The organism is Candidatus Neomarinimicrobiota bacterium (assembly GCA_016784545.1).
GTDB lineage: Bacteria > Fidelibacterota > UBA8477 > UBA8477 > JABMPR01 > JABMPR01.
In genome coordinates, this window is sequence record JADHUM010000043.1 from 23318 (window position 1) to 37800 (window position 14483).

Consider the following 14483-nt stretch of genomic DNA (forward strand, 5'->3'; position numbering starts at 1 on the left):
GCATGGAAGAATTTCAAAAAGTATACCTGCAAAAAATGGGTTCAAGAATTGAAGCCTTGCGTGCTGCTGGGAAAGGGCTCTCACTCAATTTCGAAGAATCTGCTGTTTCTATTAGAAGGCTAGCCCACTCTCTCCGAGGATCTGGAGCGACCTATGGATTCCCAAGAATTAGCGAACTTTCAGCCGCAGTAGAAGATGCTGCTGACGACATGCTGGCCGAATCATTGGCCCACCTGGTTGCCCACCTCCAGGAACTATATGATGGGACTCGAACAGATCGTGAACGTATCCTGGTCGTGGATGATTCAGACGAGATAAGATTGATGCTGAGGGTCATATTGCAAAAGCAGGGCTATGATGTGACCACAGCTGAAACAGCCAGGGAAGGTATGGACATCCTTGCTAAAGAGTCATTCGACATAATGATATTGGATTTGGTCCTTCCTGACATTGATGGCAGAAATTTTCTCATGAAACTGAGAGAGAATCATCGAACAGCTACCTTGCCAGTCCTCGTTCTTTCTGCTAAAAATAGTCCTCAAATTAAGGCGGAATGTTTTGCCCTGGGAGCGGATGACTATTTTGAAAAGCCTCTGGATCCCGCCTTATTGACCACCCGGGTGGCTGTTACCCTGCAACGTAGTCGCAACCTGGAAAAGCAAACCCGTTATGACCACCTTACCAATCTTCCAAACCGGGCAGCATTTTCTGAGAATTTCGAGTCTCAAAGCAAACTCTCTCGTCGCGAGGATTCCCCGCTTTGTCTGGCTATGCTCGATATAGATGAATTCAAAGCAATAAACGATGAACATGGACATATGGTTGGTGATGAAGCGTTGCGCTATGTAGCCACACAGATCCGGGAGAAATTGCGTCAATCAGACTATGTAGCTCGTTGGGGTGGGGAAGAGTTTGCAGTACTGTTTCCTTCTACACTGGAAGATGATGGGAAGGCTGCATTGACCAAAGCGCTCTCGCATCTAAATCAATTTCCACTGGTCACAAAAACAGGGGCATCCATTTCCATTTCCTTTTCCGGTGGTGTCTATCAGGTCAAGCCAGATGAAGATATGGAACAGGCACTTTCACAAGCCGATGCAGTGCTGTATCGGGCGAAAGCTGGTGGTAGAAACTGTATCATGGGCTCTGATGACGAAATTGAAATTCGACCTACCAGAATTCTCCTGGCAGAAGATGATGATCTCACATCAGAATTTATTCTTCATCGATTGCGCAAAGATGGTTTTGAAATCGATCACTTCGATCGTGGTGACGCAGCTCTGGAAGCCGCGCGGAAAACCAAGTATGATCTGGCCATTTTTGATGTAAAGATGCCTGGGATGGAAGGCTTTGAGCTGCTACAGAGGACCCGCGGAGACTCCATGAACCAAAAAACTCCGGTGATCATGCTGACATCCATGGGCAGCGAACAGGACATTTCCAGGGGCCTCAAATTAGGAGCAAATGACTACGTATTGAAACCATTCAGTCCCATGGAGTTGCTGGCCAGAATCCGACGCCTGTTGAAATGAGCTATTCACTATTAATCATAGATGATGACGAGGATATTCGCCTCATTCTCAGCTCAGTTCTCGCTTCAATAGAAAATCTGACAATTTTTGAAGCTGCAGATGGAGCGACGGCTAGGAAAATGATGCAAAATCACAGAATTGACGGAATCATTTTAGATTACCAATTGCCCGATATCAGTGGTGAAGCATTGCTGGGGTTTTTTAAAAGTTCGTCCTCACCTGGACAACCTGAAGTCGTTATGCTTTCCGCCCGAGATGATAAAGACCTGGTTGAGAAGTGGCTTCATCTGGGAGCCAAAGCGGTGCTAAGAAAGCCCTTTAATCCTTTTGAGCTTCTGGCTCAACTCAGGGTTCATCTTGAATTCTGAACAAATCCTCAAATATTTGAAGCAGTTTCTTGCCTATTTAAAGGGGGTGGGAAACGAATTTTTTTCCTGTTTTGAGAAACTCCCGCGTCTTGAAATGGCCCTGCAAATACTCATCCTTACGGTGGTATTTCTATTTGTGCTTACCATCATCATAGCCATAGGTGTGGTACTGCTGCGGGTGAAAAACAATCTGCTGTCAAAGAGGTATTCTCGACTTGAGAAGAGTTGGGAGGGGCAAATCATGGAAGCGCTGTCCAATGACGAAAATGAAGCCTCTCCAGAGATGGAGATCAAGCGCAGAGACAGGGATTTCTTTGTTCAATATCTCTACCGATTCGCATCAAGGCTTAGAGGTCAGGAGCTACAAATCATAAAGGACCTTGCCGCTCCACATTTGCCGATGATCGCAAGCAAATTGCAGCGTGGTTATCCCGAGTTGCGTGCGCGCAATATCAATATCCTGGCCACCCTGGGATTTCCAGAATTTATCGATCCCATCATTCAAGCTTTAAAAGAGGATGCCCCCATAGTAAAGATGGCTGCAGCAAGAATTTTAGCCCATGCAGATTATCCTGAGCATATCGACCTCATACTCCCAGAACTTTCGCATTTTGATGAATGGAGCATGAACTTTCTATCATCCATGCTATCTGAGATGGGACCATCGATTGCTCCTCGCTTGCGGGAGGAACTGCTCAATGGGGAAGCATCGGTTAGAGTGCAGATTGCAGCAGCGGAAGCCTTAAGACAAATAGGGGATCTGGCGGCTCCAGATGCGGCTGTAAAGGTTCTGGAAGCTGGAGGTGACCCAGAACTAAGCGCAACCTGTTTAAAGATATTGAGGGATATGGGAACCCCCAGACATCGACCGCTCCTCCTTGACCTGGTTGGGTCACCTGAGGAGATTATCCGCATTCATGCCCTCTCAGCTCTTGGTTCAGTTGGCTTGGAATCTGATGCGTCCATTATGCTGAAGGGTCTGGACGATCCCTCAAGTTGGGTGGCCTTGCAAGCCGCAAGAGCCTTGCACCAGATTAAAAGCACCCAATTGCTTGAGGAAATCGCCGCTTCGGATCATTCCAGAGCATCAATTGCCCAGCAAATCCTCACCGAGGTCCATGGCCTATGACCATATTTGTACGCTTGCTGGAGATCTTATTGGAGGGGTTCAACTATGTTGTTCTGGCCTACTTCCTCCTTCTGAATTTCTTCTACTTGCTGACAACTATTTTTGCTTTTTTCTCTTTGCGATCCTATGCCCGCCGCATGGAGGCAGTCGACCTGCAATCCTTGATGGCAAAAGCCGGTGTACCCCCTGTGACCCTCTTTGCCCCTGCCTACAACGAAGAGGCTACCTGTGTGGAATCTATTCGTGCCCTTCTAGCTTTAAACTATCCCGAATATGAAGTGCTGGTCATCAATGATGGCTCCAAGGATTCAACCATGGAGCAACTTATCAATGCCTTCGAACTAAAACCAGCAGCCCGATACCGGGTCGCAGATATTGAAGCAGCTACTGTTCGGGGTATTTATCGCAGCGAGTATCAACCCAATCTGTGGGTCATTGACAAGGAAAATGGGGGCAAGGCTGATGCCTTGAATGTGGGTATAAATTATTGTCGTACCCCCCTCTTTTGTGCCATGGATGCCGATAGTATTCTGGAACGAGATGCACTTATTCGTATTGTCAGACCCTTTCTCGAAGATGCCCATACGGTTGCCGCTGGTGGGATTATTAGAATCGTAAATGATTGTACACTCCAACGTGGCACCCTGACAAAAATCAGATTGCCAAAAAACATCTGGGCCAAATTCCAGGTCCTTGAATATTTGCGGGCTTTTCTCTCTGGACGTATGGGATGGAGCGCCCTGAATGCGACTTTGATCATTTCTGGGGCTTTTGGGATGTTTAAGCGCTCAGCTGTGGTTGCCGTGGGAGGCTATGCCCATGATACGGTAGGTGAGGACATGGAGTTGGTGGTAAAACTTCATCGATACCATCTTGAGCGCAAGCTACCCTATACCATTTCATTTGTTCCTGATCCCGTGGCCTGGACAGAATGCCCGGAATCAACTAAAATTCTCGGACGTCAGCGTGACCGCTGGCAAAGGGGACTATTCGAAGTGCTTTCCCGCCACAGGGTAATGCTGTTTAATCCAAAATATGGACGGATCGGGATGTTCGCCTTCCCCTATTTCTATTTTCTGGAAATGTTGGGACCTGCTATTGAGATGCCCGGCTATATTACGTTTCTCATCGCCGTCATCTGGGGATCTATTTCATATACATATATGGCTGCCTTCTTTGTGGTGGCATTCATTTTTGGTGTAGCGCTCTCATTATTCTCAGTGGCACTTGAAGAGCTCACTTTCAGGCGCTACCCTCGAACCAGAGATTTATTTCAACTATTTTTTCTGGCCATCATCGAGAATTTCGGGTATCGTCAACTCACCATCTATTGGCGTATTCATGGATTTATTTCGGCACTCAGAAAGGTTGAAGGTTGGGGCAAGATGGAACGCAAGGGTTTTGCTACGGCACCGGATGAAAGTTCAAAATGATCAAGATTAATACTGATAAGATTCTACGCTTCATAACAAGACCTCTCGAGGTCGTGATTTTAAGATATATCTTTGTTTTCATGCTGGCTGCTCCCCTGGTGATGTATCTGTTATGGGTGTTTTCTTCAAAACATGAGCTTGAAATCGTTATCGTCAACAAGTCTGTTACTGATGACAATAATATGGAGCTACACTCATTAAACTGGATTTTAAATCATGAGCGGATTGTGAATAAATCCCAGAAGTTCTACAACCCTGATTCAGATTACTACGGATTCTACCCCCGTTTGGGTGGTGATTTTTCGGTTCGTGATTTTCAGTCTTATGACTCTCTGGAAATAAGCGACCTGGTCAACCAGTCTGACCTGCTGTATCTCACCGATTCATATGGGGTGTACACTCACGACTATGGGGTTGATGCAGATGAACCGAATCGTCTTTTGTATGGTGGCTTTAACCAAAGCGATCTTGAGGTTCTAAAAGAATTCCGTGCTCAGAAGAAACTTGTAGTGAGTGAGTTCTCCCTCTTCACCCCGCCCACTGGACGGAGTATGCGAGATTCACTCCAGGTTATTCTGGGAATAAAGTGGTCAGGGTGGACGGGACGTTATTTTCTATCGCTTGATTCAACGGCACATGGAGATTTGCCAGAATGGGTGGTTAATCTTTATCATGAAAAGTACGGGGTGAAGTGGCCATTTTTTGATTCTGGCATTGTATTGGTTAGATGGGATGACATTGTTATTCTTGAATACGGCACGCATTTGGTTCAGGAAGCGCCTATTATTGAAACGCAAGCTGTTTATGCCCAGACATATGGCCTGCCGCCTTCCATCCAATATCCCTTCTGGTTTGATATTGTTTCGTCTCCTGAGCGGGATAATCAGATAATATCCATTTATCATCTTGAGGTGAATGAACGCGGTGATTCTCTCCTCAGCGCTCACAATATTCCCAAAATATTTCCAGCCGTGCTGAAAGCGAGTACTGATGAATATCCCTTTTACTATTTTGCCGGTGATTTTTCTGACAATCCAGTTATTCCACCCACCGCCTATTTTAAGGGCATCGAGCGATTCCATAAATTCTTTTACAACGATAAAAATGTTGAGGAACGTCAGCAATTTTTCTGGAGATATTATCGTCCCTTGATTTCAAATATCCTCCGCAATGAAGTGAAACACCTTAAACGCTAGTCTCATATCACATCCCAATAAGGCACTTTAGCGATTTAGCTAGCAGTAGAAATAGTTTTTCAAATCAAATATTTCCACTATTTTAGATTAATTATCTTTAAAAACGATTCATATATACTGGGTGAACTCATGCTGAAATATTTCAATGTACATATATTAACAATGTTGCTTTTTACTCTGGTTTCCAGTCAGGCAAAGGCTTGGGAATTGCATACGCTTATCGCTCAGCCGATCTTTTCCTCTATGGAGGAAGTTGTATCAGCTGAGGATGTTGTCGTAACGAGTTTGGAGGAATTCCTGATACTGGCTGAACTGTATCTGGAGGAGACACTACAGGAGGAGGAAGCATGGGCAGTAGCAAATTTGGAATTTTATGCACCGCTCCCAGATTCTCTGACTTTTAGGGCGAATTATGACGTGGAAACCGTCCGCCAAAGATTTGCACAGGCCATTCGAATCAATCCCGAGTCCAAATTTATCTCATATTTGCAGTTGATGCCTGGTGCTGAATCAGGTTCCCGTGCTATCCTGGTTCCTGAGGATGTAACGCCTCTGAAAGAGAATAGTGGGTTTTACAATGTCACCTTTGTTGAGTTAAAACCAGGGGAGAGAATAGATCCTCTCAGTGTCCTGGTGTCTGCAAACCATGAACCTGATCTGGGTCTGGACATCGGGCTTTATGAAAACAATGGTACTGAATGGGGTGAAGCATACAAAATGGGGACCCAGCCCTTTGGAGATGCAAAACTTGAATACGGTTCACAGGCCCCTGTTCACATGGGGCTTTATCATGAAGCCGCTTTAATCAATATGGTCGCACCCTTCATCAAAGAATGTTATCCAGAATATCGAATCCACTTATACAAAACACTTTCTGAGCTGGCCTTCAGTCTGGGTCATGATTACTGGGGCTGGCGTTTTATGGGGTGGGGACTGCATTATCTTGCTGATTTGACACAACCCTACCACGCCCGTGCTTTGCCTGGTGTGGGCACCATTAAAATGATCATCATGAATGTCATGGATATGACGGGTCGCAGCCGTATGAAGGATGAGGCAATTCAGATGGTCTCAAATAGACACATGGCCATAGAGCTTTTGCAAAGACAACTCTTGGAGCGAGCATATCTTGAGAATGATATGGAATATCTCCAAATCAAGACCCTGGCTTCTCAAAGGACCATACCTCATTACATGGATATGCTCCCTCGCGAAATTATCACCAGGAAAGCAGCTTCCAGATCCAGAAAACTGGACAAAATCATCGCCAGGAATTTCCCCGAACAATTGGTATCTGATCCCAATTATGAACTGGAGAGTTTCGCACAGAAAAATGAGTTAATTGATGTACTTAATAATTCCGGGAATCCAGAGGCACTTCAGAATCTTGAGCAGGAGCTCAATGATATCCTCATCGATTTTTCTGTCTATGGCCGCAGTTATGCCAGGAGTATCATTTCGCAAACTCCCTGAGGTAGATTCCCTCAGAAATTATACAACCTGGTAGTTTTTCCTTATTTTTCTCCTGAGAAGATCAGATGATTCTGGAATCAGCACCTCTGCTGTGCCATATTCTACGCTCATTCTTGCACGGGATTTGCTATCGTCGTTCTTCCTGATATAAAGTATTAGCCACGTTTTTTGTGTTTACAGGGGTGTCCACAACATGTTCAAAATCTTTCTGCAATTCTTCATCTTCTTTCTGATTATCCCAAATCTGTTTGGTCAGGATGTTTCAAAAAATGATGCACCCAATCTTTACATTGATTGTCCCTCATGTGATATGAACTATATCCGTACCAAACTTGATTATGTCAATTATGTCATTGACCGCAATGATGCAGATGTTTTTATCATGATTACCCGTCAAAGTACAGGTGGAAACGGTCGCAAATACACCATGACTCTGGATGGGCACAAACAATTTGAAGGGCTGCGAGACTCCTTAACCTATGTGACAGATCAAGAGATGTCTGATGATGAAATTCGAGAAAAAACGCTGAAATGGCTCCAGCTTGGAACGGTGAGATTTTTAAATTATACCCCCCTTGCAGAGGATATCAACGTAAGTTTCAACAACCAAGTAACCATGGAGCAGCCCGAGGATAAGTGGGATTATTGGGTGTTTCAATCCAGTCTTAATGGCTGGTTTGATGGACAATCCACCTATAGTAACACGAACGCCTACTGGAGTTTTAATGCTCGCCGGACCACAGAAGCCTGGAAGCTGAGCTTCCAACTCCGCGGGTCCTACAATGAGGAACGCTTCACCATAGGTGAGGATGAATATGTGAGCATTAGAAGAAATCCTGGTTTCAATTCTCTGGTCGTAAAGAGTATTTCAGATCACGTCTCAGTGGGATTCAGAGCAGGAGCCTTCATTTCTAGCTATTCAAATCTTGATCAGGCTATATGGGTCAATCCCACCCTGGAATACAATATCTTTCCCTACCAGGAATCCACCCGCCGGGAATTTCGATTTCAGTATATTGTGGGATGGAACATGAATGATTACCATGAGACAACCATCTATGACCAAAACGAGGAACAACTTCTCAAGGAAGCCCTTGAAATCGATTTCGAACTACATGAATCCTGGGGTTCCGCCGAATTGAATCTTGAAGGTTCCCACTATTTCCATGATTTTAGCAAGAATCGGCTGGATATCAGGGGAGAACTCTCCCTGAAAATTTTAAAAGGTTTTTCCTATAATATTTACGGTGGTTATTCCCTCATCCATGACCAACTCTCTCTACCCAAGGGCGAGGCCAGTCAGGAAGAAATTTTGCTCCAAACCCAGGAGCTTGAAACTCAGTACAGCTATTGGGGTTCAATGGGTATCAGCTACACATTCGGCTCAATTTACAACAATATTGTAAACCCAAGATTTTAGCTTAGACACTTTTAAAATCGCCTAAAACCCCTAACTGGCACTATTCCCCTGGTTAGGAATATATCAAATCCATATGGATATTAATCAATTTGATGTCTTTTTATGTTCAGCACGTGTAGATGTTCTGAATATATCTACCTGTATATATTGCATATAAGTGCTTCTGAGCCTTACTGGCATATGGATTGACATAATATTGTCCATGATTCTTATAGGTAGATCTGACTATGCATTCACTAATACCAGTCAGAATCATGATGATCTCACAACCATGACACCTGTGAGAGCCTGGTAGGCTTGAAACTGACAAGAGTTGACACCGAACACACATTGGGGTTATTATGAAATACACCATCTTCTTTTTTAGCATTTTTGCAGGCTTGTTGGCATATGACGATCCATATGATCCAAACGACTACCGGGAGCGTGAAATCAAGGCTGTCAAAGTTGCTGAACCGCTCAAAATTGATGGGCACCTGGACGAGGCATTGTATGACGGCACCAGCTATTCTGATTTTATTCAGTACGAGCCTTTTAATGGGGCCAAGGCTGGACAGAAAACAGACATGTGGATTGCCTATGATGATGCAGCCATCTATGTGGGTGCACGCATGTGGGATACTCGTCCTGATTCAGTTGTTGGAAGAATTGGACGCCGGGATGCCTACCTCAACTCAGACATTTTTGAAGTCATAATTGATTCATATCATGATAAACGATCAGGTTTTTCATTTCAGATTAACCCGGCTGGATCCATGCGGGATGAGGTGTATTTCAATGATACCTGGACCGATGATTCCTGGGATGGTATCTGGGAAGGTAAGACCAGAATAGACGATAAAGGCTGGACAGCAGAGATGAGAATTCCTCTCTCTCAGTTGAGGTTCAGTGAAAAAGAGGAGTATGTCTGGGGCATTCTACCTACGCGATACATTCAGCGAACAGGGGAGTGGGACTATTTTCTCTATTTTCCACTCAATGAGAGTGGTACCATGAGCCGAGCTGCGGACCTAACGAATATTAGAGATATTCATCCTCCAAAACGAAGAGAGTATCTTCCATATATTACAGCCAGCGCCAGTAATCTGCCCACTCGCCAGGACAATGCCTTTATTGAAGGCAAGGATAGCGATTTTGGAATAGGGGCGGATATGAAATTGGGAATTGGTGCAAATCTTACAGTTGATGCGACCATCAATCCAGATTTTGGCCAGGTAGAAGCCGATCCCTCCTCCATCAACCTGTCTGACCATGAAACCTATTATGATGAGAAAAGACCATTCTTTCTTGAAGGCCGAAACATCTTCCGTTTTGGTAATGGAGGTCCCACTAACAATATCAGCGTCAACTTTGGTGAACCACGCTTCTTCTATAGCCGTCGCATTGGCCGTCCCCCCCAGGGATATGTAGCCTCTGTTACATCTGACTCTCTCAATCAGCCCTCTGAAACCAGAATTCTAGGGGCTGCCAAGATCAGTGGGAAAATAGGCGACAACTGGTCTGTTGGAGGTCTTTCTGCCCTCACCAATCGTGAACATGCCAGCTACTATCAAAATGGAGAGGTCATGGAGGAACAGGTTGAGCCATATACAAGCTACAATCTTATTCGAACTCTGAAAGAAATGGACGATGGCCGCTATGGTTTGGGCTTAATGGGGACAATGACGAATCGCTACATGGATGGAATCAGTTTACTTGGTGAGGAGGATACTCAACATACATCTGCTGATCTGCTCTCCAGCCAGGGAATCGGTCTTGGCGTTGATGGTTGGGCTTTTCTCGGCAAAGATAGGGGGTGGGCCCTGGGTGCCTGGGGAGGGTTATCTCAGGTGAGTGGTTCAACTGAAAGAATGTATCGATTACAGCATGGTCCAAGTCACTATTTCCAACGCCCGGATGCCAACCATGTTGAACTTGATACCTCCATGACAACGATGAGTGGTCATGCTGGTCGCATTAGACTCAACAAAGAGGATGGTCGAGTTCAATTTAATGCCGCACTGGGATGGGTGTCACCAGGGTTTGAAACCAATGATCTGGGTCTGACGTATGGCACAGATGTGATCAACAAACATATCAACGTGGGCTATCGATGGCTAGAGCGTGGTACCTATATTCGTTCAGCCAGTGCCAGCATTCTTTATGCAAACAATCATGATTTTGAAGGTGTAAATACATCTGATGTCATCTTTAGCATGGCATCACTTCGCTTTGTGAATTTTTGGAGCCTGAATATGAATGGTGGCTACGCCTTCGAGAACTTGAATAATACAGCGCTAAGGGGAGGACCTCGGGTTCTTGAGGCTCCAGAATCTTTTTTTGGTATCGGTCTCAACTCAGATTATAGAAAGGATATCTCCTATTCGTTTTCTCTGGATTGGGGTGCAGATACTGAGGGGAGTGACGAACTGAGTTTATCCATGAATCTTAATCTGAAGTTGGGTGATCAGCTCAACTTATCCATTGGGCCATCTATATATTGGGAAACAGATATGACTCAATATATAACAGCGGTGGATGATCCCGCCAATACATCAATGTACGGGAAACGCTATGTCTTTTCCCAATTGGACCAGACCGTGACCTCCGCTGATATCCGTATAGATTACCCCATTACACCCCGTTTTAGTCTGGAAGGCTATTTCCAGCCCTTCATTGCTGTAGGTGACTACTCTGGTTTCAAAGAGTACAAACGACCTGAATCTTCTGAGTTCCTGGTTTATGGTGAGGAAGGATCAACCATAGATGAAAATTATCTCATTGATCCAACAGGCGGAGATGATACCGACGCCTTTACACTTTATAATCCGGATTTTAATTACAAGGCTCTGGTGGGAACCATGGTGTTACGTTGGGAGTTCTCGCCTGGTTCCACCATGTTCTTTGTCTGGACCCACAATGGCTCAGACTTCCAGAATCATGGCAAATATGATTTCGTTAAAGATTTTAATCGCCTTGTCAAATCAGAGGCCGATGATGTTTTCGCCCTAAAACTCTCATATTGGTTTGGGTAGTAAACACCTCCAACAGAGATTTAGGCATACGAAAGAGGGGCCAGTTTAGCTGGCCTCTCACTTTTTATCTTCCCCTGTCCATATGCTGGTTTAGTTTTATTACACATTACAAACAGAGGTGAAAATTGAAAAAGTACAATTGGGGTATTATTGGAACAGGAACCATTTCCAATCTTTTTGCTGAGGGGCTGACTACTCTGAACCATGCCTGCATTCATGCAGTGGGTTCACGAAATCAAGCTACTGCAGATGTCTTTGCTGAGAAATGGCAGGTTTCCCGAGTATATGGTTCCTATGAAGACTTGTTTGCTGATCCTGATGTGGATGTTGTTTATATCGGTACTCCCCATAACTTTCATTTCCAAAATGTTCGGGATGCATTGAATGCTGGTAAACACGTCCTGTGTGAAAAACCCTTCACCCTCAATGGGGTGGAAGCCCGGCAACTCGTTACTCTGGCCTGCCACAAAAATTTGTTTCTCATGGATGCAATGTGGAATCGGTTCCAGCCCTGGTTTCAAGTTGTGGGTGACCTTCTAAAGGAAGAACGCCTGGGAGAGTTATTACATTTTAAAGCAGATCTTTCATTTGGGTTCGATGTAGAGCCAGAACACCGTATATATAATCGAGATCTGGGAGGGGGATCATTACTGGATCTTGGTGTCTATCCCATCGCGCTAGCATCTGCTTTCCTGGGTAAACCCAATGAAATAAAAAGTATGGCTCACCTCTACCATACTGGTGTAGACGATCAGGTCTCCATGCTATTTGGGTACCCATCAGGAGCTACTGCTGAGCTGGGTTGCTCAAGCCGTTACCTCTCCAAAAATAATGCTACCCTGCATGGCACCAGGGGGTTTTTAGAAATACATGGCATGATCATTCGACCAGACAAGATTTCCATCCACGAACAGGGGCTGGGCAAGGTTGAAATTGAAACCCCCCATACCTCAAATGCCTACCAGTATGAAGCCCAGGCAGTCATGGAAATGCTTGAAGAAGGTAGGATTGAACATCCGCTTATGCCCCTGGATGAAACCATTGAAATCATGGACACAATGGATCAGATCAGGGGAAGCATAAAGGTTACCTATCCCGGGGAGTGATACGGCACACGACCGAATGATGGTTCAAAACATAAGCAAAATCGAACATGAAAGTATTTTAATGTTCAGATAATGAGAATCTTCAGAATCTTCCAGCCCTAAAGTATTGATAATTTAGAAATAATGTGAGGCGTTGATTCGCAGCTCTGCAACTCGCTTATGTTTTTCAGATATACAACCCTGTTGTTAATAGAAGACTCCTCTCTATATTTCATTGTTCAAAAGTTTTTTACTAACTCGGGACATTGTTTTACAAAGGCACATATTGTGTGTTAGCCGTGGTGGTGGCATTCTTTTTGCGAGAATTGAAGTGTTTCCTTTTAGTCCTGAATTACAATTTGATAGATTTTTCTCAAGAACCACTATCTCTACCCGCCTCGAGATTCGTCTAAGTAATTGACAATTAAACGATTTGGTGGGTTTTTTTAGAAAAAATAGTTGCTGATAGTGACTATTATGATCATCAAGAGATTCCAATATCTAGGAATGCTTTGGTGGGATTTCTCAAACGTAGGAAAAATTGAAATAACAATAGAAGTTAACATGGAGGAAAAAAATGAGTAAAAAAATTAACCTGTTTGCCATTTTGGTTTTGGCCCTGATGGTGATGTTTACAGTTAGTTGCGAAGGCCCTGCCGGCGAACCTGGCGTTGCCGGAGCTGAAGGTCCTGTAGGTCCTGAAGGTCCTGCTGCCCAGGTAACCTGCCTGTCTTGTCATAACGATGCCACAATGCTGGACAACCAGTTTGAAATGGCCCGTTCACAGCATGGTTCTGGTGACTTGGCTGTTGATTATGCCGGTGGCCGAGGCAGTTGTGCGCCTTGTCATGGACACGAGCAATTTGTTGAGTACGTTACAACAGGCGATGTGAATGGCAACTATGCCACGCCAACACCCTGGCAGTGTTCAACCTGTCATGGTCTACACACAACCTTCGAAGAAACATTTGAAGAAGATACAGATTACGCTTTGCGCTTAACCAGTGCAGTTACAGCCATGTTCGATGCAACTGTCACCATGGACGTGGATGCCAGTAGTAATCTTTGTGTTAATTGCCATCAGGCCCGCAGAGGCTTTGACAGCATGGTTTCTACAGACGGGTTAACCGGTACTCTCACTAGCTCACATGCTGGTCCACATCATGGTCCACAGGCCAACCTGCTTTTAGGTAACAATGGATCTATGGCTGGTACAGCTTTCAGCCCCCATTTAGAGGCTGGATGCGTGGGATGTCACATGTATGAAACAACAGGCGATGAAATCAACATCAACGGCGGTCACACTTTCTGGCCAGCGGCTGAGAAATGTAATGATTGTCATACAGGTCCAGATGTTGTCTTCGATGCCAGCCGTGATGGTGAATTCGAGCATGAAGGTTATTATGACTACAAAGGTTTCCAGACCGATATAGCTGCCAAGTTGCACGACCTGGCTGGTTTACTGGTCACAGAAGGAATTCTTGACAGTGCCCATCATACGGTTCCCGGCACCTACGGGATCGATGTCTACAAAGCCTGGTGGAACTATATCTACATCGCTGAAGATCGTAGCCACGGTGTTCACAATCCTTATTGGACTGAGTCATTGCTGGATGAAGGTATCACTGCGCTTACACCATAAGCGACTGATTAAAGCTTAAGAAAAGCCTCACTTCGGTGAGGCTTTTTTTTGCTAGTGTGCCGTGCATGGTTAATAACTAGGTGGTGCAAGTCCACTGTGGAGGATTGTAGTTTCCAACCACTAGTCGAGAGCAAGGGTGTCGTGGGTGACTGCGAATCTGAAGGAAGCTTAAGACAAATTTCCGAACTGAG

General features: G+C 44.9%; 10 protein-coding genes. All 10 read left to right on the forward strand.

Translation table 11 applies throughout. The features are described from left to right. Positions 1 to 2: 2 nt before the first annotated feature. The 10 genes from ISR87_10525 (at position 3) to ISR87_10570 (ending at position 14292) form a co-directional block, all read left to right on the forward strand. Positions 3 to 1532, forward strand: a complete 1530-nt coding sequence (locus tag ISR87_10525) for a response regulator (protein ID MBL7025880.1) — start codon at positions 3 to 5, stop codon at positions 1530 to 1532. After that, positions 1529 to 1900 (forward strand): response regulator, encoded by a 372-nt coding sequence (locus ISR87_10530; GenBank protein ID MBL7025881.1) that lies wholly within the window; start codon positions 1529 to 1531, stop codon positions 1898 to 1900. The genes ISR87_10525 and ISR87_10530 overlap by 4 nt, the downstream gene beginning before the upstream one ends. Beyond that, positions 1890 to 3029, forward strand: a complete 1140-nt coding sequence (locus ISR87_10535; GenBank protein ID MBL7025882.1) for a HEAT repeat domain-containing protein — start codon at positions 1890 to 1892, stop codon at positions 3027 to 3029. The genes ISR87_10530 and ISR87_10535 overlap by 11 nt, the downstream gene beginning before the upstream one ends. Further along, a complete protein-coding gene (locus ISR87_10540) occupies positions 3026 to 4462 on the forward strand; it encodes a glycosyltransferase family 2 protein (protein MBL7025883.1) in 1437 nt (478 codons plus the stop codon). The genes ISR87_10535 and ISR87_10540 overlap by 4 nt, the downstream gene beginning before the upstream one ends. Next, positions 4459 to 5658, forward strand: a complete 1200-nt coding sequence (locus ISR87_10545) for a hypothetical protein (protein MBL7025884.1) — start codon at positions 4459 to 4461, stop codon at positions 5656 to 5658. Before ISR87_10540 ends, ISR87_10545 begins: the two co-directional genes overlap by 4 nt. 129 nt (positions 5659 to 5787) lie before the next feature. Next, positions 5788 to 7131 carry a hypothetical protein gene (locus ISR87_10550; GenBank protein MBL7025885.1) on the forward strand — a complete coding sequence of 448 codons (1344 nt, stop codon included), beginning with the start codon at positions 5788 to 5790 and terminating at the stop codon, positions 7129 to 7131. Positions 7132 to 7324: 193 nt separating this feature from the next. Beyond that, on the forward strand, positions 7325 to 8551 hold the full coding sequence (locus tag ISR87_10555) for a hypothetical protein (protein ID MBL7025886.1): 1227 nt from the start codon (positions 7325 to 7327) through the stop codon (positions 8549 to 8551). Positions 8552 to 8892: 341 nt separating this feature from the next. Beyond that, positions 8893 to 11565: a carbohydrate binding family 9 domain-containing protein gene (locus tag ISR87_10560; GenBank protein ID MBL7025887.1), complete on the forward strand. Its 2673-nt coding sequence runs from the start codon at positions 8893 to 8895 to the stop codon at positions 11563 to 11565. Positions 11566 to 11690: 125 nt separating this feature from the next. Continuing rightward, positions 11691 to 12671 carry a Gfo/Idh/MocA family oxidoreductase gene (locus ISR87_10565; GenBank protein ID MBL7025888.1) on the forward strand — a complete coding sequence of 327 codons (981 nt, stop codon included), beginning with the start codon at positions 11691 to 11693 and terminating at the stop codon, positions 12669 to 12671. 556 nt (positions 12672 to 13227) lie between these two features. Continuing rightward, positions 13228 to 14292, forward strand: coding sequence for a collagen-like protein (locus ISR87_10570; protein MBL7025889.1), 1065 nt, complete (start codon positions 13228 to 13230; stop codon positions 14290 to 14292). Positions 14293 to 14483: the final 191 nt, after the last annotated feature.

Coding starts and splice junctions, on each gene's coding strand:
- ISR87_10550 (MBL7025885.1), top strand. CDS start 5,788: ATGCTGAAATATTTCAATGTACATATATTAACAATGTTGCTTTTTACT.
- ISR87_10530 (MBL7025881.1), top strand. CDS start 1,529: ATGAGCTATTCACTATTAATCATAGATGATGACGAGGATATTCGCCTC.
- ISR87_10570 (MBL7025889.1), top strand. CDS start 13,228: ATGAGTAAAAAAATTAACCTGTTTGCCATTTTGGTTTTGGCCCTGATG.
- ISR87_10545 (MBL7025884.1), top strand. CDS start 4,459: ATGATCAAGATTAATACTGATAAGATTCTACGCTTCATAACAAGACCT.
- ISR87_10540 (MBL7025883.1), top strand. CDS start 3,026: ATGACCATATTTGTACGCTTGCTGGAGATCTTATTGGAGGGGTTCAAC.
- ISR87_10525 (MBL7025880.1), top strand. CDS start 3: ATGGAAGAATTTCAAAAAGTATACCTGCAAAAAATGGGTTCAAGAATT.
- ISR87_10560 (MBL7025887.1), top strand. CDS start 8,893: ATGAAATACACCATCTTCTTTTTTAGCATTTTTGCAGGCTTGTTGGCA.
- ISR87_10555 (MBL7025886.1), top strand. CDS start 7,325: ATGTTCAAAATCTTTCTGCAATTCTTCATCTTCTTTCTGATTATCCCA.